The 19,288-nt window shown below is 57.1% G+C and carries 23 protein-coding genes and 1 riboswitch; of the genes, 13 read left to right on the forward strand and 10 right to left on the reverse strand.

Going from position 1 to position 19,288, the window contains the following annotated elements; all coding sequences use genetic code 11:
* From NWQ23_RS04650 to aat, 9 genes are all read left to right on the forward strand, one after another.
* The coding region (locus NWQ23_RS04650; RefSeq protein WP_306165083.1) for a substrate-binding protein at window positions 1-1,322 on the forward strand (1,322 nt) is incomplete at its 5' end.
* A gap of 109 nt (window positions 1,323-1,431) precedes the next feature.
* Window positions 1,432-2,463, forward strand: a complete 1,032-nt coding sequence (locus NWQ23_RS04655) for a branched-chain amino acid ABC transporter permease (RefSeq protein ID WP_306165084.1) — start codon at window positions 1,432-1,434, stop codon at window positions 2,461-2,463.
* Window positions 2,464-2,467: 4 nt separating this feature from the next.
* Window positions 2,468-3,667, forward strand: a complete 1,200-nt coding sequence (locus NWQ23_RS04660) for a branched-chain amino acid ABC transporter permease (protein WP_306165085.1) — start codon at window positions 2,468-2,470, stop codon at window positions 3,665-3,667.
* 12 nt (window positions 3,668-3,679) lie between these two features.
* On the forward strand, window positions 3,680-4,438 hold the full coding sequence (locus NWQ23_RS04665; RefSeq protein ID WP_306165086.1) for an ABC transporter ATP-binding protein: 759 nt from the start codon (window positions 3,680-3,682) through the stop codon (window positions 4,436-4,438).
* 66 nt (window positions 4,439-4,504) lie between these two features.
* The gene (locus NWQ23_RS04670; RefSeq protein ID WP_306165087.1) at window positions 4,505-5,254 is read left to right on the forward strand and encodes an ABC transporter ATP-binding protein; all 750 of its coding nucleotides are present in this window, start codon (window positions 4,505-4,507) and stop codon (window positions 5,252-5,254) included.
* A 115-nt stretch (window positions 5,255-5,369) separates the two neighbouring features.
* Window positions 5,370-5,705, forward strand: coding sequence for a hypothetical protein (locus NWQ23_RS04675; RefSeq protein WP_306165088.1), 336 nt, complete (start codon window positions 5,370-5,372; stop codon window positions 5,703-5,705).
* A gap of 118 nt (window positions 5,706-5,823) precedes the next feature.
* Window positions 5,824-6,315: an acetyl-CoA carboxylase biotin carboxyl carrier protein gene (accB, locus tag NWQ23_RS04680; protein ID WP_306165089.1), complete on the forward strand. Its 492-nt coding sequence runs from the start codon at window positions 5,824-5,826 to the stop codon at window positions 6,313-6,315.
* A 10-nt stretch (window positions 6,316-6,325) separates the two neighbouring features.
* Window positions 6,326-7,672, forward strand: a complete 1,347-nt coding sequence (accC, locus tag NWQ23_RS04685; protein WP_306165090.1) for an acetyl-CoA carboxylase biotin carboxylase subunit — start codon at window positions 6,326-6,328, stop codon at window positions 7,670-7,672.
* Between the two features lie 5 nt (window positions 7,673-7,677).
* A complete protein-coding gene (gene aat / locus NWQ23_RS04690) occupies window positions 7,678-8,337 on the forward strand; it encodes a leucyl/phenylalanyl-tRNA--protein transferase (protein ID WP_306165091.1) in 660 nt (219 codons plus the stop codon).
* Here aat and NWQ23_RS04695 read toward each other — a convergent pair.
* The 5 genes from NWQ23_RS04695 to NWQ23_RS04715 form a co-directional block, all read right to left on the reverse strand.
* A complete protein-coding gene (locus NWQ23_RS04695; protein WP_306165092.1) occupies window positions 8,292-8,780 on the reverse strand; it encodes a DUF2155 domain-containing protein in 489 nt (162 codons plus the stop codon). The two genes, aat and NWQ23_RS04695, sit on opposite strands and share 46 nt — an antisense overlap.
* 8 nt (window positions 8,781-8,788) lie before the next feature.
* Window positions 8,789-9,172: an NADH:ubiquinone oxidoreductase subunit NDUFA12 gene (locus NWQ23_RS04700; RefSeq protein ID WP_306165093.1), complete on the reverse strand. Its 384-nt coding sequence runs from the start codon at window positions 9,170-9,172 to the stop codon at window positions 8,789-8,791.
* A 61-nt stretch (window positions 9,173-9,233) separates the two neighbouring features.
* Window positions 9,234-9,611, reverse strand: coding sequence for a RidA family protein (locus tag NWQ23_RS04705; protein ID WP_306165101.1), 378 nt, complete (start codon window positions 9,609-9,611; stop codon window positions 9,234-9,236).
* A gap of 9 nt (window positions 9,612-9,620) precedes the next feature.
* The gene (gene clpX, locus NWQ23_RS04710; protein ID WP_306165094.1) at window positions 9,621-10,886 is read right to left on the reverse strand and encodes an ATP-dependent Clp protease ATP-binding subunit ClpX; all 1,266 of its coding nucleotides are present in this window, start codon (window positions 10,884-10,886) and stop codon (window positions 9,621-9,623) included.
* 219 nt (window positions 10,887-11,105) lie between these two features.
* On the reverse strand, window positions 11,106-11,726 hold the full coding sequence (locus tag NWQ23_RS04715) for an ATP-dependent Clp protease proteolytic subunit (RefSeq protein ID WP_306165095.1): 621 nt from the start codon (window positions 11,724-11,726) through the stop codon (window positions 11,106-11,108).
* 132 nt (window positions 11,727-11,858) lie between these two features.
* Here NWQ23_RS04715 and NWQ23_RS04720 point away from each other — a divergent pair, with 132 nt between their 5' ends.
* Both NWQ23_RS04720 and NWQ23_RS04725 read left to right on the forward strand, forming a co-directional pair.
* On the forward strand, window positions 11,859-12,179 hold the full coding sequence (locus tag NWQ23_RS04720) for a helix-turn-helix transcriptional regulator (protein ID WP_306165096.1): 321 nt from the start codon (window positions 11,859-11,861) through the stop codon (window positions 12,177-12,179).
* The gene (locus NWQ23_RS04725) at window positions 12,172-12,621 is read left to right on the forward strand and encodes an SRPBCC family protein (RefSeq protein ID WP_306165097.1); all 450 of its coding nucleotides are present in this window, start codon (window positions 12,172-12,174) and stop codon (window positions 12,619-12,621) included. The genes NWQ23_RS04720 and NWQ23_RS04725 overlap by 8 nt, the downstream gene beginning before the upstream one ends.
* 74 nt (window positions 12,622-12,695) lie before the next feature.
* Here NWQ23_RS04725 and folE2 read toward each other — a convergent pair whose 3' ends face one another.
* The gene (gene folE2 / locus NWQ23_RS04730; protein WP_306165102.1) at window positions 12,696-13,799 is read right to left on the reverse strand and encodes a GTP cyclohydrolase FolE2; all 1,104 of its coding nucleotides are present in this window, start codon (window positions 13,797-13,799) and stop codon (window positions 12,696-12,698) included.
* Between the two features lie 171 nt (window positions 13,800-13,970).
* Window positions 13,971-15,149, reverse strand: a complete 1,179-nt coding sequence (metZ, locus tag NWQ23_RS04735; protein ID WP_306165103.1) for an O-succinylhomoserine sulfhydrylase — start codon at window positions 15,147-15,149, stop codon at window positions 13,971-13,973.
* Between the two features lie 60 nt (window positions 15,150-15,209).
* Window positions 15,210-15,287, reverse strand: a riboswitch (SAM riboswitch).
* 102 nt (window positions 15,288-15,389) lie between these two features.
* On the opposite strand from metZ, the gene NWQ23_RS04740 reads away from it, so the two are divergent.
* Window positions 15,390-16,097, forward strand: coding sequence for a glutathione S-transferase N-terminal domain-containing protein (locus NWQ23_RS04740; protein WP_306165098.1), 708 nt, complete (start codon window positions 15,390-15,392; stop codon window positions 16,095-16,097).
* A 59-nt stretch (window positions 16,098-16,156) separates the two neighbouring features.
* Window positions 16,157-16,483 (forward strand): PilZ domain-containing protein, encoded by a 327-nt coding sequence (locus NWQ23_RS16650; protein ID WP_372340108.1) that lies wholly within the window; start codon window positions 16,157-16,159, stop codon window positions 16,481-16,483.
* A 13-nt stretch (window positions 16,484-16,496) separates the two neighbouring features.
* Here NWQ23_RS16650 and NWQ23_RS04745 read toward each other — a convergent pair whose 3' ends face one another.
* Genes NWQ23_RS04745 through ftsY form a run of 3 tightly spaced genes read right to left on the reverse strand, consistent with a single transcriptional unit; the run spans window position 16,497 to window position 19,280 of the window.
* Complete coding sequence (locus tag NWQ23_RS04745; protein WP_306165099.1) at window positions 16,497-17,108, reverse strand: inner membrane-spanning protein YciB; 612 nt, start codon at window positions 17,106-17,108, stop codon at window positions 16,497-16,499.
* Window positions 17,109-17,119: 11 nt separating this feature from the next.
* A complete protein-coding gene (locus NWQ23_RS04750; RefSeq protein ID WP_306165104.1) occupies window positions 17,120-18,031 on the reverse strand; it encodes a DMT family transporter in 912 nt (303 codons plus the stop codon).
* A 37-nt stretch (window positions 18,032-18,068) separates the two neighbouring features.
* Window positions 18,069-19,280, reverse strand: a complete 1,212-nt coding sequence (gene ftsY, locus NWQ23_RS04755; protein ID WP_306165100.1) for a signal recognition particle-docking protein FtsY — start codon at window positions 19,278-19,280, stop codon at window positions 18,069-18,071.
* Between the last annotated feature and the right edge of the window lie 8 nt (window positions 19,281-19,288).

Consider the following 19,288-nt stretch of genomic DNA (forward strand, 5'->3'; position numbering starts at 1 on the left):
CTGGTATGGCTGCCGGTGCTGGCCTCACATTGCCGACATATTTGCGCGCACAAGAATCCGGTTTTACCAATGCGCCGGGCGCCAGCGAAGTCACGCTGGGTTTTTGCGTTCCACTTTCCGGCCCCTACGCTGACGAAGGTGCTGACGAACTGCGCGCACTGGAACTTGCCGTAGAGCACCTGAACGGTCAGGGCGACGGCGGTATGCTGAACACCTTCTCGTCCAAAGCGCTTGACGGTACCGGTATCCTCGGCCGCGAAGTAAAGTATGTCACCGGTGACGATCAGACGAAATCTGACGTTGCACGCGCGACAGCACAGTCGATGATCCAGAAAGACGGCGCCATCATGATCACCGGCGGTTCGTCCTCCGGTACTGCTGTGGCTGTACAGGCCCTGTGTCAGGAAGTCGGCATTATCTTCATGGCCGGTCTGACACACGCAAACGACACAACCGGCAAGGACAAGAAGGCAAACGGCTTCCGCCACTTCTTCAACTCCTACATGTCCGGTGCAGCGCTTGCACCGATCCTTGCAGCCCAGTACGGCACCGACCGTAAGGCCTATCACCTGACCGCAGACTATAACTGGGGTTACACCACAGAAGAAGCGATCCGGTCTTCGACAGAAGCCATGGGTTGGGAAACCGTCAACACAGTGCTTACACCACTGACACAGACTGACTTCTCGTCCTACATCGCGCCTGTTCTGAACTCTGGCGCTGATGTCCTTGTTCTGAACCACTACGGCGGGAACATGGTCAACTCTTTGACAAACGCTGTCCAGTTCGGTCTGCGTCAGGCTCAGGCCAACGGCAAGCAGTTCGAAATCGTTGTTCCACTCTACTCCGAGCTGATGGCGCGCGGTGCGGGTGACAACATCGGCGGCATCCTTGGTTCGCAGAACTGGGACTGGAAACTCGAGAACCAGCTTGGTTCACGCTACTCCGGCACCAACGCTTTCGTTCAGTCCTTCGGTACAAAGTACGGCTTCCCACCATCACAGGCCGCCCACACATGCTATGTGCAGACACTGCTTTATGCAGATGCCGTGACACGTGCTGGCAGCTTTGCACCATGCGCCGTCGGCGAAGCGCTCAAGGATTTCGAGTTCGACGGGATGGGCAACGGTCCAACACTGTACCGTGGCGCAGATCACCAGTGCTTCAAGGACGTTGTCGTTGTGCGCGGCAAGGAGAACCCAGAGAACGAGTTCGACCTGGTTGAAATCGTAGAGGTCACTCCTGCCGATCAAGTGACATACGATCCAGAGCACCCACAGTTCGCTGGCGGCTCGCTGGGTACTTGCAACAACGGCGCCTAAAAGGTTGCCAGAGGCGCGCGCTGCTTCCATAGCGCGCGCCCACCCCTTAATGCCGCGTCCTGACTGCGGCATTCCCCCAAACATTTCTACCATGCGAGGCACCTGATCCATGGACCAGATTATCGTTCAGATTCTAAACGGGTTGGACAAAGGCTCTGCCTATGCGCTGATTGCGCTGGGTCTTACCCTCATTTTTGGGACACTGGGTGTCGTCAACTTTGCCCATGGGGCATTGTTCATGCTGGGCTCGTTCTGCGCGGTGATCCTGTCGCGCCTGTTGTCCTTGAGCCACGAGGTCATCGACGAAACACGCACTGACTTTTTGGGCAATCCAATGAAAGTGGATGTGCCCTATATCTACGAATGGTTAGGGCAGGAAACCGGTGATACGATCATCCAGTGGTCGGTGCCGCTTGCGATCCTGTTTTCGATCCCGATCATGATCACGATCGGCTTCATCATGGAGCGCGGACTGATCAAGCACTTCTACAAGCGTCCACATGCGGACCAGATCCTGGTGACCTTTGGCCTTGCCATCGTGCTGCAAGAGATCATCAAGTACTTCTTTGGCGCAAACCCGATCCAGACCCCTGCCCCGCCCGCCTTTACCGGCAGCCTTGATTTCGGCGTCTGGCTGGGTTTCGATCCGTTGTCGATCATGTACCCCTACTGGCGGATGGTTTATTTTGTCTTCTCCGTGATCGTGATCTGCGCCGTATTTGCCTTCCTTCAGTTTACCACCTTCGGGATGGTCGTTCGGGCCGGTATGGCCGACCGCGAAACAGTCGGTTTGCTCGGTATCGATATTGACCGCAGGTTTACGCTCATGTTCGGACTGGCGGCTGCGGTGGCTGGTATGGCGGGGGTCATGTATGCGCCCATTGTCGCGCCGAACTATCACATGGGAATGGACTTCCTGGTGCTCAGCTTTGTCGTGGTCGTTGTCGGCGGTATGGGATCTCTTCCGGGTGCTGTCGCTGCGGGCTTCCTTCTGGGTATCCTTGAGAGTTTCGCTTCAATGCCTTGGGTCGTGCAGACCCTGCCGGGCATCAACCAAATCATTATCTACCTTGTCGCCATCATCATTCTGCTGACCCGTCCACGGGGCTTGATGGGCCGCAAGGGCGTCATGGAGGATTAATCCGATGTTCGGACTAGAGAAAAAAGACGCCAGGCTTTTGCTGCTTGTTGCCACTATGGCGATGTTTGCACCGTTCCTTCTGAACCCCTTCCCAGAAGGCTCTGCAATGGCGCAGTTCAACGCGGGCTACCCGGACCTGATGCAGCGGTTCGTGATCTTTGGAATTCTGGCGATCGGGTTCAACATCCTGTTCGGCCTGACGGGGTATCTGTCGTTCGGTCACGCCGCGTTTCTGGGTGTAGGGTCCTATGCGGCCATCTGGAGCATGAAGCTGGTCACCATGAACATCATTCCGGCCATCATTCTGGCCGTGATCGTTGCTGGCGCTTTCGCGCTGATCGTGGGTTACATCTCTTTGCGGCGCTCGGGGATCTATTTCTCGATCCTGACGCTTGCCTTTGCGCAGATGTCCTACTCTTTGGCTTATTCAGTGCTGACCCCGATCACGGGGGGCGAAACCGGTTTGCAGATCAAGGCGCATGATACGCCTCTGCTTGATCGCGCACTGGAAGCAGGCCAGATCGGGCGGGCCAATCTGTTCGGCTTCGAGATGAGCAATAGTGTCCAACTCCAACTGGGCGGCTGGGAATTTACCTTCAATCTGGGGTATTACATTGCAGCCATTGTCATGCTTGGCGCCTTCTATCTGGCCATCCGGATTTTCCGCTCGCCTTTTGGCATGATGCTGCGTGCTGTGAAATCCAACCAGCAGCGGATGAATTACGCAGGTCTTTCTCCGAAGCCATACACGCTTGCGGCCTTCGTGATTTCCGGCATGTATGCTGGTCTGGCGGGTGGTCTTATGGTGGCGATGGATACCCAGGTCGGACCAGAGCGCATGTTCTGGACGGCATCCGGCGAGATCGTGATCATGGTGATCCTTGGCGGCGCAGGCACCCTGCTGGGTCCGGTGCTTGGGGCCGGCTTCATCAAATACTTTGAAAACATCATCTCCAAGATCAACGAGACGATCCTGCACAGCTGGTTTGCCTTTTTGCCCGATGGGCTCGAAGATTTCGTGGTTGCGATGGTGTATCCGTTCATCGGCAAAGGCTGGCATCTGACACTGGGCATCATGTTCATGCTGGTCGTCATCTTCCTGCCAGGTGGTCTGGTCCAAGGTGGACAGAAAATCGCAGGGCTCTTCCAACGGCGCAAGTCGGCGGACGCTGCCAAACCAAACGCCACTGAACCGGCCGAATAAGGAAACAGACCGATGGGTATTCTTGAAGTCAAAGGCATCAACAAGCGGTTCGGAGGTCTACAAGCGCTCGGGAACGTGAACCTGAGCGTGGCCGAGAACACAACGCATGCAATCATCGGCCCGAACGGCGCAGGCAAATCAACCTTGCTGAACGTGCTGATCGGCAAGCTGATCCCGGACAGCGGTTCGGTCATGTTTGACGGCCAGTCCGTGCTGGGGCGCAAGCCGCACGAGATTAACCAGATGGGGATCAGCCGGGTGTTTCAAACGCCCGAGATCTTCGGTGATCTGACGGTCTTCGAAAACGTGATGATCCCTTGCTTTGCAAAGCGCGATGGCCCTTTCCGGATGCATGCGATCGAAAGCATCTTTGCGGAAAAAGGGATTCAGGAACAGGCCGAGGGCATTCTGTCGGACGTCAATATGCTTGAAAAACGCCATATGACCGCCTCCAGCCTGTCGCGCGGTGACAAGCGCCGGTTGGAAATGGCCATGTGTCTGGTGCAGGATCCCAAGCTTTTGCTGCTGGATGAACCGACGGCGGGGATGGCACGTGCGGATACGCAAAACACAATTGCCCTGCTCAAGGAGATCCGCGAAAAGCGCAATATCACGATGGCAATCATCGAGCATGACATGAATGTGGTCTTTTCGCTGGCGGAACGGATCACTGTTCTGGCGCAGGGTATGCCTTTGGTGGAAGATATTCCTGAAAACATCAAAGGGCATCCAAAGGTCCGCGAAGCCTATCTCGGCGAGGCGCAGGTCTAGCCGCCAATTTATGGCACAAAATTGCCCACAGGCTTTCTGTGAAAGTCTGTCACCCCGGAGACAACCATGAACGCACCATTTAACAAAAACGCAAATAACGCAGCGACACATCCCGCCTTTCTGAGCGTCTGGGAAATCGAGGCCTATTACGGCGAAAGTTACATCGTTCAGAATATCAGCTTCAATATTCATGAGGGCGAAATCCTTGCGCTTTTGGGCCGCAACGGTGCGGGCAAGACCTCGACGTTGCGCACGATTGCCCGCCTCGATAATCCCACGCTGACCCATGGCGAGATATGGCTGGACCATCAGCCTTTGCACGAGATGAAAAGCCATCAAGCGGCAGCAGCAGGCATCAGCCTTGTGCCCGAGGATCGCCGTATCATTCCGGGCCTGACGGTCGAGGAAAACCTTCAACTTGCGCAGATCGCACCGCCAAAGGGCTGGTCACTTGAACGCATCTACGACCTTTTTCCGCGCCTTGGCGAACGGCGCAAGCAGGAAGGCGTCACGCTGTCCGGTGGTGAACAGCAGATGTTGTCCATCGCGCGCGCCTTGGCCCGTGACATCAAGGTGCTTTTGCTTGATGAACCCTATGAAGGGCTTGCGCCCGTGATCGTGCAGGAAATTGCCAAGACCCTTGGCGTTATCCGCGATCAGGGCATCACCACCGTTATCGTGGAACAAAACGCGGTTGCGGCGCTCAAACTGGCCGACCGTGCCGTCATCCTTGATATCGGCAAAGTCGTGTTTGATGGCTCTGCTGCGGAAGTGCTGGAAAACGAGAAATTGCGGGCGCAGTACCTCGCGATCTAGATAGTCCGGTCATTATGTAAAATCCGCTGCATTCCTCTGGGCGTGATTAAGCATTTGATAACCCGAAACAGCGAATCTGTCTGACAGACAGGTTCGTTTTTTTTCGGAGCTTCAAATGGATACATCTCTCAACTTGCCCCCACCCGCCGCGGCCTTGCAGACGGGACCCGTGCTACCGCGTGCGGTCACAACCCAAGTACAAGCAATCGAAATGACAGACGATCCTGCCACTTTGCCAAGCAACAAACCTTTTGTTGCACAGGTGGTCAGCGCGCGCTTGTCTGGGTCGGACTTTCCCGAAAACCCTTCGGAAATCGCGCCACCCGAACGCACGCTGCGCCCCTATGATGTGCCAATGCTGCCCTTCGCGCCAGAGGACGACATGACAGCGATGCCCCCCCTGTCTGACGCGACGCTCTTTGCAAAAGATCGGGACACAGGACAGGACTAAACGATTTTCGGCCTACGCGCGCTTTCCACCTCTGCACGCTTGCCCTATAAGCCTTGTAATGCTTTGTGACGTAACGTCGCGAAGGCGGCAAAAATATGGGCAACCGGCCGAGGAAAACATGGGCAACAAAACCTCTCACGAAAGCGACGTCAGCTTTATTCAGGCATTGGCGGAACTTCTGCGTGCAAACGATTTAACGGAACTTCAGGTCAAACGTGACTATGGCGAGAATGACAGCCTGAACGTCCGCGTCAGCCGCCAGACACAGACGATTGTGCAGGCCGCAGCACCAGCGGCAGCACTGGCCGCCGCGCCAGCAAGCGCGCCCGCGCCCGCGGCAGCAGCACCATCCGCAAGCGCAGATCCTGCAAGCCATCCGGGTGCTGTTACCTCACCGATGGTGGGCACTGTTTATATGGCCGCAGAGCCCGGAGCGGCGCCCTTCGTCAGCGTCGGCGCAACCGTCAAAGAGGGCGACACACTGCTGATCATCGAAGCTATGAAAACGATGAACCATATTCCGGCAACCCGTGCAGGAACGATCAAAAGGATCCTTGTCGAAGATGGCGGTCCTGTCGAATTCGGCGCGCCCCTTGTGATTATCGAATAAGGGCTGACCCATGTTCGATAAAATTCTCATCGCAAACCGTGGCGAGATCGCTCTTCGAGTGGTGCGCGCGTGCCGCGAAATGGGCGTCAAATCCGTGGCCGTGCATTCCACCGCCGATTCCGATGCCATGCATGTGCGCATGGCGGACGAGGCGATTTGCATCGGCCCGCCGGCCTCGGCGCAAAGCTATCTGTCATTCCCTGCGATTATCTCGGCCTGTGAAATCACAGGCGCGCAGGCGATCCACCCAGGCTATGGATTTCTGTCAGAGAACGCCGCTTTTGTGCAGGCGGTCGAAGACCATGACCTGACATTCATCGGCCCCACAGCGGAACACATCCGCATCATGGGCGACAAGATCACCGCCAAAGATACGATGAAGGCACTGGGCGTGCCTTGCGTGCCCGGCTCTGACGGCGGCGTGCCAACCTTGGCCGATGCAAAACGCATTGGCGAAGAGGTCGGCTATCCCGTCATCATCAAAGCAACGGCAGGTGGCGGCGGGCGCGGCATGAAGGTGGCGCAAACCGCAGCCGACATGGAAAAAGCATTCCTTTCCGCCCGTGCCGAGGGCAAAGCCGCCTTTGGCAACGACGAAGTCTATATCGAGAAGTATCTGACCACGCCGCGCCACATTGAAATTCAGGTTTTTGGTGATGGCAAAGGCAACGCGGTCCATCTGGGCGAGCGGGATTGTTCCTTGCAGCGTCGCCACCAGAAGGTATTCGAAGAGGCCCCCGGCCCCTGCATCACGCCGGAATTGCGCGCGCGCATCGGCAAGGTCTGCGCGGATGCTGTCGCCAAGATCAACTATATCGGCGCGGGGACCATCGAGTTTCTGTTCGAAAACGACGAGTTCTATTTTATCGAGATGAACACGCGCCTGCAGGTAGAGCATCCGGTCACCGAAGCGATTTTCGGTGTCGATCTGGTACGCGAACAATTGCGCGTGGCCTCTGGCTTGCCCATGTCCTTTACCCAGGACGACCTCAAGATCAACGGCCATGCCATCGAGGTGCGGATCAACGCGGAAAAGCTGCCCAATTTCGCGCCTTGCCCGGGTACCATCACCCAGTATCATGCCCCCGGCGGTTTGGGTGTACGGATGGATTCAGCGCTCTATGACGGCTATCGCATCCCGCCCTATTACGACAGTCTGATTGGCAAGCTGATCGTGCATGGGCGCGACCGCCCAGAGGCTCTGGCGCGGCTGGAACGCGCCTTGGGAGAGTTGATCGTGGACGGTGTTGATACCACGATACCATTGTTTCATGCACTCTTGGCCGAGAAAGCCGTTCAAACCGGTGAATACAACATTCACTGGCTGGAACATTGGCTTGAAGACAACCTGACCTGACCCCCGTGAAAGACAGCGGCCCCCTCCTCACGCCTGAGCTGCTTTTGCAGGCGTATCAGGCGGGGATCTTTCCCATGTCAGAGGGGCGCGACAATCCGGAAGTGTTCTGGGTTGATCCGCGGCTGCGGGGTGTTTTTCCGCTGGATCGCTTCCGGATTTCACGCAGGCTTGCCCGTACTATGCGCCGCGGTCATTTTCAGGTGACTGTTGACCATGCCTTCGCGGCAGTGGTGACGGGTTGCGCTGATCGGGAAGAGACCTGGATCAACGACACGATTTTCGACCTCTATTGCACCTTGTTCGCGCAGGGCTATGCCCATTCGGTCGAAGTATGGGAGGACGGGGCCTTGGTCGGTGGCGTTTATGGCGTGGTCATCGGGGCGGCATTCTTTGGGGAAAGCATGTTCAGCCGCGCAACCGATGCGTCAAAGGTGGCGCTGGCTTATCTTGTGGATCGGCTGCGCTGTGGTGGTTTTCAGCTTTTTGATACGCAGTTCATCACGCCCCATCTGGCCAGCCTTGGTGCTGTGGAAATAAAGCGCAGTCACTATCGGGCAATCTTGGCAGAGGCCTTGGTCGCCAAGGCATCATTTGATGGCGCAGGGCCGGTTCCTGCCGCTCAGGATGTGATACAGCGCAACGCCCAGACATCGTACCGCGGATGATCCATCGCGTTCAGCGCGGGTGCCGATGCAAGCATCCAACCCGAAAAAAGCGGTACATTCTGTCTGGTTTCGACGACCGAAAGCTCTGCAAAAGCATCTCCTGAAGGGTTGTCGACGGGATAGCGGCATTCATTGAGTGTCACGGACAAAAAGCCCAATGTCACGGTCTGCCCCTGTGAGAGGCTCAGGTCCGTGACGGCCCCTGTCAGTTTGTCGAGCACCCGCAATTCACCGCCAAGTCCTGTTGTGACCGCGATCCTGACCGCTTCACGCGAGGTTGTCAGATAGTCCTCTGCCCGCGGCTCGTGCGGGGTGATGATCAATTCGCCGATCAGCTCGTCTTGCGGTACTTGATCCAAGGGGGTTACGACGATCTCCTGCGCCCGAACCGGTGCAAAAAGTCCGGAACAACAAATCATCAAAGACGCAAAAAGTAACCGCATGATGGGCCCTACTCCGGTGTCCAAGCCTCATAGTCGGACCGATTGGCTGGTGCTGAGCGGCGGATCGACCCCGCAGGGGCATAGGCAGCGGCGGTCCCGGTCAGGTTTTCCTGATGGGGTTTTTCCCATGCTTTATGCCGGATCGCACCATCGGTTGGCAGATCATCCCATGTATGGTGCAACCAGCCATGCCATTCGGGTGCGACGCGCGAGGCTTCGTTCTCGCCATTGTAGATCACCCAGCGGCGGCTGTCGTCTTTGTTGCGGTAAAACACATTGCCTTCGCCATCTTCGCCCACCTTTGTGCCATTCCGGCTGGTCCAAAGCTGCGTGCCAAAAGACTGCCCGTCCCACCATGTAAAGATGCGTTTGATGTTATGACCAAGGCCCATGTCACGTCTCCGATTGCGTTGCCTATCCATGCACCAAAGGGGCGCAAAGGTCCAGTGTGGATCAGGCGGGGACCCGCGCAGTCACTTCGATCTCGATCTTCATTTCGGGATTTTGAAGCGCGGCGCAGATCATCGTCGCTGCCGGCATCGCCTTGGCAAAAGCTTGCGACGTGATGGGCCAGCATTTGGGCCAATCGGCCTTGTCGGGGACGATGTAGTTCACCCGCACAACATGATCGAGCCCGCTGCCCGCCTCTTGCAAGGCTTTGTCAATTGTGGCCAGTGTATTGCGACACTGGTCCTCGATGCTGTCCGGCATCGTCATGCTGGCGTAATCATAGCCGGTCGTACCCGCCACAAAGACCCACCCATCGGCCACGACGGCACGGCTATAGCCGATCTGTGCCTCAAAGGGTGATCCGGTGCTGATCCGACGCACGGTCACGGCCTAGCTCGCCGTCGCGGACCCTTTTTTGCGGCCCTCGTCGTGGATCATCAGCGGGGCCACATCGGATGTGACCGCCTCTTCGTTGACGACGACCTCGGTCACGGTATCCATGCTGGGCAGGTCAAACATGGTATCCAGCAGGATGTCTTCCATGATGGACCGCAGCCCGCGCGCCCCTGTCTTGCGTTCGATCGCGCGCTTTGCAATGGCGGCCAAGGCGTCTTCGGTAAAGGTGAGCTTGGTATTTTCAAGCTCGAACAGGCGCTGGTACTGCTTGACCAAAGCATTCTTTGGCTGGGTCAGAATGGTGATCAGCGCGTCTTCGTCCAGATCGGTCAGCGTCGCAATAACGGGCAAACGCCCCACGAATTCCGGGATCAGCCCGAACTTGAGCAGATCCTCCGGCTCCAGATCGGCGAAAATTTCGCCGACGCCACGGTCTTCTTTGTCACGGACGTCTGCACCGAAGCCCATCGCAGAACCCTTGCCGCGCTGCGAGATAATCTTGTCCAGACCCGCAAAAGCGCCGCCACAGATGAACAGGATATTCGTTGTATCCACTTGCAGGAATTCCTGCTGCGGATGCTTGCGCCCACCCTGCGGCGGCACCGATGCGACGGTGCCTTCCATGATCTTCAACAGCGCTTGCTGCACGCCCTCGCCCGAGACATCGCGCGTGATCGAAGGGTTGTCGGACTTGCGCGTGATCTTGTCGACCTCGTCGATATAGACGATGCCGCGCTGCGCGCGTTCGACGTTATATTCGGAGGATTGCAGCAGTTTGAGAATGATATTCTCGACATCTTCGCCAACATAGCCCGCTTCGGTCAATGTGGTCGCATCAGCCATTGTGAACGGCACATCCAGAATGCGCGCCAAAGTCTGCGCCAGCAAAGTTTTGCCGCAACCGGTCGGGCCGATCAGCATGATATTCGATTTCGCCAATTCAATGTCGGATTTTTCCGCATGATTCAGGCGTTTGTAGTGGTTGTGCACAGCCACCGAGAGCACGCGCTTGGCATGAACTTGGCCGATCACATAGTCATCCAGTACGGCACAAATTTCAGCGGGTGCCGGCACACCGTCGCCGGACTTGAGCCCTGCTGTCTTGGTTTCTTCGCGAATGATATCCATGCACAGTTCGACACATTCGTCGCAAATGAACACAGTCGGCCCGGCGATCAGTTTGCGCACCTCGTGCTGGCTTTTGCCGCAGAAACTGCAGTAAAGCGTGTTCTTGCTGTCGGTGCCGCTTGTATTCGCCATCTCAAACCTCTTGGCCCACTGGCCGCTCAAACATAATTCGGGCTGCTCTTTCGAATACACTAGGACAGCCCGCCAAGGTCCACAATGTCAAAATGACCATGGACACTTTGTCCTGAACAAAGCGATAATTTGGGCCACATCTTTCATCAAAGCGGGACAAAAAACACACAAACGCGACCCGGGGGGCCGCGTTTGCTGTCAGATCGCATTCAGAATGTCTTAGTCTTCGGCTTTGGTCCGGTTCGCGACGATCTCGTCGATCAGGCCCCATTCTTTCGCCTCTTCGGGCGACATGAAGTTGTCGCGCTCCAGCGCGGCTTCGACTTTCTTGAGCGTGTTGCCGGTGTGCTTGACGTAAATCTCGTTCAAACGCGTCTTGAGTTTTTGCGTCTCGGCGGCGTGGATCATGATGTCCGTCGCCTGCCCCTGATAGCCACCAGATGGCTGGTGTACCATCACGCGGCTGTTGGGCAACGAGAACCGCATGCCTTCGTGACCCGCAGTCAGCAAGAGCGAGCCCATCGATGCCGCCTGCCCGATCACCAGCGTACTCACCTTGGGCCGGATGTATTGCATCGTGTCATAGATCGACAGACCGGATGTCACCACGCCACCGGGGCTGTTGATGTACATGCTGATTTCTTTTTTCGGATTCTCGGATTCGAGGTGCAGCAGTTGCGCGACGACCAACTGGCTCATCCCGTCGTGCACAGGGCCGTTGACGAAAATGATCCGCTCTTTGAGCAGACGCGAGAAGATGTCATAGGCGCGTTCACCCCGTGCTGTCTGTTCAACAACCATTGGGACAAGGTTCATGTAGGTCTCGACGGGGTCTTGCATATATAAGTGCCTCACTGTTGGACGGGTTGGTCCTAGTTCAAATATCCTGACAGAGTCTTAGTCTTGGCAGTCAGGGGCTTCAAGGGCGCACGACAGGTTTGACGAATCGTAAGCAATGACTTACCGTAAGTCATGACTTACCTAGATGCAATTGCAGCCCTTGCCGACCCGACCCGCCGGGTCATTATTGACCGTCTCCGTTCGGGGCCCTTGCCTGTGGGTGCCATCGCCAAGGGCATGGACATCAGCCGCCCGGCGGTCAGCCAACACCTGCGGGTTCTTTCCGATGCTGGGCTGTTGACGGTGACACCCGAGGGCAACCGTAGGCTTTATGCCATTGCCCCCGAAGGCGTTGATGCATTGCGCCGATATCTTGATACGCTTTGGGACGATGCGCTGGCCGCTTTCGCCCGGGCAGCAACTGAAAAAGCAAAGGAAAACAAAGATGATTGACCCGATTGAAAAATCTCTGACAGTGCCACTGACCCCGGCAGAAGCCTTTGCCCTGTTTACCCAGAACATCGACACATGGTGGCCAAAAGCCACGCATTCCATAAGCGGCCCGAAAGCGCGGCTGACATTCCCAAAGCACAAGGGTGAAGACATCCTTGAAATCGGCGAGGACGGCGAGCGCATTGTCTGGGGGACACTGATTGCCTATGAGCCCGGGGCGTATTTGGCTTTCACATGGCACCCGGGTCGGACCGCCCAAGAGGCAACCGTTGTCACCGTCACTTTTTCCGAAACGCCAGAGGGGACCCGCTGCGATCTGACGCACGGCGGCTTCGATATTCTGGGTAAGACAGCTGATGCGGTCAGCACCAGCTATCTGAGGGGTTGGGACATGGTTTTGGGCTGCTATGCCAGTGCGACCCGCGTGCCGGAGATGGCATAAGGCAATCCCTCACCGAGGAATTGCCCGGACTAGGTTGTAAGGATTTTGGGCAGACTTTTGAAAAGTCTGCCGCCTTAGCCGACGTGGAACAGTGATGCAAAAAGACGGGGATCAAGGCTCTCTGCTGCGAATGTCGGGCCTTCTGTCAGCACAGAGACAGCATCATGGCTGTGCAGGCTTTCCTGGTGGCTGGCGATCACACGGAAATCGGAAATCCGCGTATCCAGTTGCAATTGCTCTGTAAAAAGCCTTGCTGCGTCTTCCACAAAGATCGGATTTGCCGCGTTCAGCTCTGCAAAGGCCTGCTCGTCCTCGCGCTTGACCATCACCTGCGTTTCGGTCGGGACTGCTGCGCGCGCACGGTCGATCAGGTCTTCGAACCACAACACATCGCCGCCGCCTTCGAGCAAGACCGAGATCCGCGCCACAGAGCGTTGCGAATGCGGCGTGGCCAACTGCCCACGGAACTGGCGCGCGTGCTCGGACAATTCCAGCGAACAGGGGCAGGTCGAGGAATAGACATAGTCCAGATGCACGATTTTTTTGCGCACCCCTGCGCTTTCAACCAGTTCCAGCGCGATATCATAGTACTGATAGCCCGACAGACCCGACCGCAGGCTTTGCACCTTCATTGGAAAGCTGAACCGCATCTGGATGCGCGCGTCAAAGCTTTCAAGGTCGGATTTGTAGGCATCCAGCGCCTGCTCGATCACTTCAAAGCTAAAGGTCTCTTCGGCGTGCTTGTAGAATGTCCGCATGATCCGGGACATATTGATGCCCTTCTTCTCCGCCTCAAGCGACACCGTGCCGGTGACCGAGGTTTCCAGCGTCAGATCACCATTGTCGCGGGTATGAAACCGGATTGGCAGCCGGAAATTGGAAATACCGACGTGCTGGATTTGCTGCTGCGCACCACGGATCAGGCTGGACGGGCCGTTCTGCAGGTCCGGCATCGTGGCCTTATAGGCTTCGTCCACTTCGAATTCTTCTGGATAGGCGCGCGCCAGAGCCGGGTAATTTGATACTTCCTGACCGGGAATCAAACGCGCCACCAGCGGATCAAGTGCTGCGACCTCTTCTGCCGTGACATCGACAGCCCATCGGCGCAGGAGCGCAAGGGCTGCTTCGGCTTCTTGCCGCGTGGGTTCACGGTTCATGTCGGGTGAATGGATGTTCATATCTTTGCCCCCCATCGGTGCGTTAGATAACCCTAGATGGGGCGCTGCATCGGATTGTCCAATGATATCCTTGTAAATACGTCGCAGGTCCGCGCGCGGATCAGTCATGACGGCTGCCTCCCGTTGAGCTAGACCCCCGCAGCTTAACCACGTTTCGCTGCGCAGGTCACCCTAAGACAGTGCCGCAATGGCACTGCGCAAATCGTCCAGCAGATCATCGGGGTCTTCCAAGCCGACGCTCAGCCGGATCAGCCCCGGCGTAATACCAAGCATCGCCTTTGTCTCGTCGGACAGGCGCTGGTGTGTGGTTGTGGCAGGATGCGTTCCGATGGATTTCGCGTCACCAAGGTTGTTGGAAATCGTCCAAATCTCTAGCGCATTCAACACCTTGAAAGCACCAGCCTGGCTGCCCGCATCAATCGCCAGAACAGTCCCCCCTGCCGCCATCTGCGCGACGGTGAGTGCGTGCTGCGGATGGCTTTCCAGACCCGGGTAAATCACGTTGAAGAGCGTTCCATCCGCCTCGAGCTGCGATGCCAGATAAAGCGCAGAGGCCGCCTGCGCCCGCACCCTCAAATCGATGGTTTCCAGCCCCTTGAGCATCATCCAGGCCGTAAACGGCGACATCGAGCCGCCCGTGTGCTTCATATAGGGTTCGACCGTCCCGCGGATAAAGTCACGTGTGCCGAGGATCACCCCGCCCAGCGCTCGTCCCTGCCCGTCGATATGTTTCGTCGCCGAATAGACAACCACATCCGCGCCCTGTGCAATCGCATCGGAAAAGACGGGTGTGGCAAAGACGTTGTCGACCACGACGGTCGCACCGACCGCATGGGCCAATCTGGAAACAGACCTGATATCAATGACTTCCAACGTCGGGTTCGAGATGCTTTCAAAGAACACAACCTTCGTGTCGGGACGGATCGCCGCCTCCCAGGCCGCAAGATCAGTCCCATCGACAAAGGTGACTTCGACACCGTAGCGGGTCAGGATTTCCTCAAGAATATACAGACAAGAGCCAAACAGCGCCCGAGCGGATACGACATGATCACCCGCGCGCAACATCGACGTCAGGGCACCGTTGACCGCCGCCATGCCGGAGGCTGTGGCAAAGCCCGCCTCGGCCCCTTCCAAAGCCGCAATCCGGTCTTCGAACATCGCGACGGTGGGGTTGCCGTAGCGGGCATAGATGAATTCATCCTCGCCTGCCTTGATGAACCGCGCCTCTGCATCCTCGGCCGTGTCATAGACGAAGCCTTGCGTCAGAAAGATCGCCTCGCTGACTTCGTTATACTGGCTGCGCCGGATGCCAGTGTGCACCGCTTTTGTGCGTTTCTTCCACGTCTTCATTGTCATTCCCCGCGCCTGCCGCGCATCAAAAAACCCCGACACCGGGAAAAGGTATCGGGGTCTGAAAACCCGCAACCCTCTTTAGCAGCATATTTAACGTGGCCCGCAATCCGGTAACAAATCGCCACGGGGATGGGCATACGCCCAGCAACTATTCAGGTCAAGCACCTGTGAGGTGTAAGGGCTTGCCCTTTCCCTGCTGCCTGCGATTGTGCAAGAATGAACCAAGAGGATCGTCCGATGCCACAGCCCATTGATCTCTATTTCTGGCCCACGCCAAACGGGTGGAAAGTCTCGATTGCTTTGGAAGAGATGGGTTTGCCCTATACCCTGCATCTGGTGGATATTGGGGCAGGCGATCAGTTCAAACCGGATTTCCTCAAAATCGCGCCCAACAACCGGATGCCGGCCATCGTTGATCCTGACGGGCCGGATGGCGCGCCGATCGGGATTTTTGAATCAGGGGCGATCCTGCAATACTTGGCGCGCAAGACCGGTCAGTTCTATGGGGCGACAGACCGCGACCGCATCGCCGTTGACCAATGGCTGATGTGGCAGATGGGCGGGCTGGGGCCGATGGCCGGGCAAGCGCATCATTTCCTGAAATATGCACCTTCCATGGACCCGCCCAATGACCTGCCCTACGCCAAAGACCGCTACAGGTCCGAGACCGCGCGGCTATACGGAGTCCTGGACCGGCAGTTGGCAAAGCATGCCTATGTGGCGGGGGATTTTTACTCGATTGCCGATATGGCGATCTGGGGTTGGGCATCGCTTTGGGAAGGCCAACAACAAACGCTGGCGGACAAACCCCATATGGCGCGCTGGCTGGAAGGCATGAGCGCAAGACCCGGTGTGCAACGGGGCCGTGCGCTTGCTGCGGAAAAGCGGGCAGACTTTCGCAAAGACGGAAACGCCCAGTCCGTCTTGTTTGGAAAACCATCGTAACGAATTGTTAGCCACTGTCGGATAGGAATCACCTCAATCAGTTGAGAGTGAACCCTATGATGCATTATCGCCCCCACCGTTATCTGACGCAGTTCCCTGTGGACATGCGCACACCGGCAGGCCTGCAACGCGGCAAAGTCTTGGACGTCAACAATGGTGGTGCCCGGGTTTCAGGGCTTCGCAATCTCCGCCAAGGGGACAAAATCGAACTTGAACTTCTGTCTCACCGGCTCACCGCAGTGATCCGTTGGACAAGAGGCGAATCTACCGGCATCACATTCCTGCCCCGGATCACGGATCATCAGGTTGATACGCTGCGCTACCGCCCTGACGGGCGAAAAAACGGGGGACGCGGTTCCGTGGGCTTTGGCTTCGCTCAACTTTAGAACAGGCAGCAGCCTAATCTTCTTTGGCCTCGGGCGGCTCGATGAAGTATTTTTGTAATGCGTAGATTTGCACAAACATGAACACCATCAGGACGACGGGAAAGGCGAAGGTTTCGAGCTTGACCCATGTGTCGGTGGATTGGGTGCGCCAGATCAGCTCGTTCGCGACAGCAAGGGCACCAAACATATAGCAAATGCGCCGGGTGAAGATCATCCACCCTTCCTTTTCCATCGGGATCAGTTCTTCCATCACGTACTGCAGATAACTTTGCCCGCGCAAAAGCCCGATGCCCAAGATGCTGGCCATGAACCCGTAAACGATCGTGGTCTTCATCTTGAAGAACCGCTCATCGTTGAAATAGGCCGTAAGCCCTCCGAAAAAGATGACCATGAAGGCCGTAAAGACCTGCATCCTGCTGAGTTTGCCAGTCAGTGCCCACAAGAAACCCATCGCTATCAAGAGGATTGGCACAAAAATCAGCGCTGAAATGATGAACCCTGAATAATCGGTTCCTGCAATCGTAAAAGTCTCATCGCGGATCCGCAGATAGATCAAGAAAAACACAAGCGTCGGACCCAGTTCCAGGACCTGCTTGAGAATGGGATTGATCGTTTTTTCAGCCATGAATTTCTCCCTCAGCCTCCCATTTCCACGATGACGGCACCAAGTGCAACCAATGTCATCAGGAACAGACGGCGCGGGCCCACTTTTTCGCCCAAGATAAACCACCCGATGAAGGCGGCAAAAACGACAGAGGTTTCGCGCAGGACGGCGGCTTCGCCCACTTTGTCCAGACGCGTGGCCATCAAGACGCCACCAAAACTGATCCAAGCGACCAAGGCCCCGATCAGACCGCGCCACACCAAAGGCCCAAGGATCGGTGGCACCGACATGCGCCGAAAGCGCCACGCGGCCAACAGCGGAAAATCAAAGGCCGTCACAAAGAAAAACCACGCCAGAAAAGTAAACGGGTCCGGCGCCTGACGGATGCCATAGGCGTCATAGGTCGTATAGACCGCCACAAGAAAACCACCCGCCAAAGCCCAGAGCAGCCCAAGCTTGAGCGTGCGCGGGTCAAGCACTTCTTCCGATATGTTGCGCACCGCAAGAAGCAAGATCCCACCCGACAGGCAGGCCACGCCAACCCATTGCATGGGCGTGAAATGTTCGGAAAAAAACAGCGATGCGGCAATGACAGTGACCAAAGGGCCAGTCCCGCGCACGACCGGATAAACGACAGTATAGGCCGCCCGCTCATAGGCCAGCGCCATCGTGACCTTATAGGCGAAATGCACCACGATCGCGCCCATCAGGATAAAGACCATGGTCAGGTCCGGCCATGGCACCACAAACAAGGCAATGGGTGCCGACAACAGACAAAGCCATGCATCAATCGCGCCGCGCGTCAGCCATGGGTCATACCGCCCCTTTTGCAGCGCACCAAAGATCGCATGAGCCAAGGCGGACACCAGCGCAAGAATCGTGGCCAGCCGCGCACCCTCTGGTGTGCCGGCAATCGATACGAGCCAAGCGCCAAGTTCGTTCACATGCGCCCCGGGTTCCAAGCGCAGGCCAGCAAACGCCTCATGGATCAAGCCCAACCAAAGCGGCTGCGAACTCTTCCGGGTCGAAAGGGGCCAGATCGTCGATCTGTTCGCCAACACCGATAGCATGGATCGGCAGGCCGAACTTGTCTGCCAAAGCGACCAGAACACCACCCTTGGCGGTGCCATCCAGTTTGGTCATGACAAGGCCAGAGACATCGGCCAATTCCTGAAACACCTTGACCTGCTGGATCGCGTTCTGCCCCGTCGTTGCATCCAGCACAAGCAACGTATTATGCGGCGCGTCTGGGTCTTTCTTGCGAATGACCCGCACGATCTTGGCCAGTTCCTCCATCAGGTCCGCGCGGTTTTGCAACCGCCCTGCGGTGTCGATCATCAACAGATCCGCCCCGTCCGCCTGCGCCTTGGTCATCGCGTCAAAGGCAAGGCTCGCGGGGTCCGACCCTTCGGGCGCTGTCAAAACCGGCACACCCGCGCGTTCGCCCCAGACCTGTAGCTGCTCGACCGCTGCGGCGCGGAATGTATCCCCTGCGGCGATCACGACCTTTTTGCCCGCTGCACGGAACTGGCTGGCAAGCTTTCCGATTGTCGTGGTCTTGCCGGACCCGTTGACCCCGACCACCAGCACCACCTGCGGCGTCTTGGCGTAAAGCGGCATGGGACGTGCGACAGGTTCCATGATCCGTGCCACCTCGGCGGCCATTAACTGTTTGATTTCATGCACCGAAAGTTTGCGCCCCATGCGCCCTTCGGCCATGTTTGCTGTGACGCGCAGGGCTGTATCTACGCCCATATCGGCCGCGATCAGCAGTTCTTCCAACTGCTCCAGCATGTCATCATCCAGCGTGCGCTTGACGACAGTCTTTGCCTCGGCCCCGCCAAACAAGCGACCCAGAATACCTTTCTTTTGCGGCGCGGCTTGTCGCTCTTCGGCCAGAGGAGCAGTGAGATCCACATCAAATTTCACAGGCTCTACGGCTACGGGTGCCGGCTCATCAACAGGCTCTACCGCTTCGGAGACTTCTGGCTCTGGCTCTGGCTCTGGCTCTGGCTCTGGCTCTGGCTCTGGCTCTGGCTCTGGAAGAGGGTCGGCGATTGGCGGCGCTGCGGCAACCAGTTCTTCGGTGATCGTCTCTTCTTCGCCGCCATCCTGCACGATGGCATCCAGCCCCTCGTCAATCTTTGACGAGGATTTGAACATCCGGTCTTTGAGCTTTTTAAAAAATGACATTCAGATCA

The sequence above is a fragment of the Yoonia sp. genome, assembly GCF_030731595.1.
Taxonomy (GTDB): domain Bacteria; phylum Pseudomonadota; class Alphaproteobacteria; order Rhodobacterales; family Rhodobacteraceae; genus Yoonia.

Excerpts from the sequence above, each read along its gene's own strand:
- NWQ23_RS16650 (WP_372340108.1), top strand. The coding sequence starts at position 16,157 with ATGCATTATCGCCCCCACCGTTATCTGACGCAGTTCCCTGTGGACATG.
- clpX (WP_306165094.1), bottom strand. The coding sequence starts at position 10,886 with ATGGCGAATACAAGCGGCACCGACAGCAAGAACACGCTTTACTGCAGT.
- NWQ23_RS04695 (WP_306165092.1), bottom strand. The coding sequence starts at position 8,780 with ATGCGGTTACTTTTTGCGTCTTTGATGATTTGTTGTTCCGGACTTTTT.
- folE2 (WP_306165102.1), bottom strand. The coding sequence starts at position 13,799 with ATGAACATCCATTCACCCGACATGAACCGTGAACCCACGCGGCAAGAA.
- ftsY (WP_306165100.1), bottom strand. The coding sequence starts at position 19,280 with ATGTCATTTTTTAAAAAGCTCAAAGACCGGATGTTCAAATCCTCGTCA.
- NWQ23_RS04660 (WP_306165085.1), top strand. The coding sequence starts at position 2,468 with ATGTTCGGACTAGAGAAAAAAGACGCCAGGCTTTTGCTGCTTGTTGCC.
- NWQ23_RS04715 (WP_306165095.1), bottom strand. The coding sequence starts at position 11,726 with ATGCAAGACCCCGTCGAGACCTACATGAACCTTGTCCCAATGGTTGTT.
- NWQ23_RS04725 (WP_306165097.1), top strand. The coding sequence starts at position 12,172 with ATGATTGACCCGATTGAAAAATCTCTGACAGTGCCACTGACCCCGGCA.
- NWQ23_RS04675 (WP_306165088.1), top strand. The coding sequence starts at position 5,370 with ATGGATACATCTCTCAACTTGCCCCCACCCGCCGCGGCCTTGCAGACG.
- NWQ23_RS04745 (WP_306165099.1), bottom strand. The coding sequence starts at position 17,108 with ATGGCTGAAAAAACGATCAATCCCATTCTCAAGCAGGTCCTGGAACTG.
- NWQ23_RS04665 (WP_306165086.1), top strand. The coding sequence starts at position 3,680 with ATGGGTATTCTTGAAGTCAAAGGCATCAACAAGCGGTTCGGAGGTCTA.
- metZ (WP_306165103.1), bottom strand. The coding sequence starts at position 15,149 with ATGAAGACGTGGAAGAAACGCACAAAAGCGGTGCACACTGGCATCCGG.
- accB (WP_306165089.1), top strand. The coding sequence starts at position 5,824 with ATGGGCAACAAAACCTCTCACGAAAGCGACGTCAGCTTTATTCAGGCA.
- accC (WP_306165090.1), top strand. The coding sequence starts at position 6,326 with ATGTTCGATAAAATTCTCATCGCAAACCGTGGCGAGATCGCTCTTCGA.
- NWQ23_RS04655 (WP_306165084.1), top strand. The coding sequence starts at position 1,432 with ATGGACCAGATTATCGTTCAGATTCTAAACGGGTTGGACAAAGGCTCT.
- NWQ23_RS04700 (WP_306165093.1), bottom strand. The coding sequence starts at position 9,172 with ATGGGCCTTGGTCATAACATCAAACGCATCTTTACATGGTGGGACGGG.
- NWQ23_RS04720 (WP_306165096.1), top strand. The coding sequence starts at position 11,859 with ATGACTTACCTAGATGCAATTGCAGCCCTTGCCGACCCGACCCGCCGG.
- NWQ23_RS04670 (WP_306165087.1), top strand. The coding sequence starts at position 4,505 with ATGAACGCACCATTTAACAAAAACGCAAATAACGCAGCGACACATCCC.
- NWQ23_RS04740 (WP_306165098.1), top strand. The coding sequence starts at position 15,390 with ATGCCACAGCCCATTGATCTCTATTTCTGGCCCACGCCAAACGGGTGG.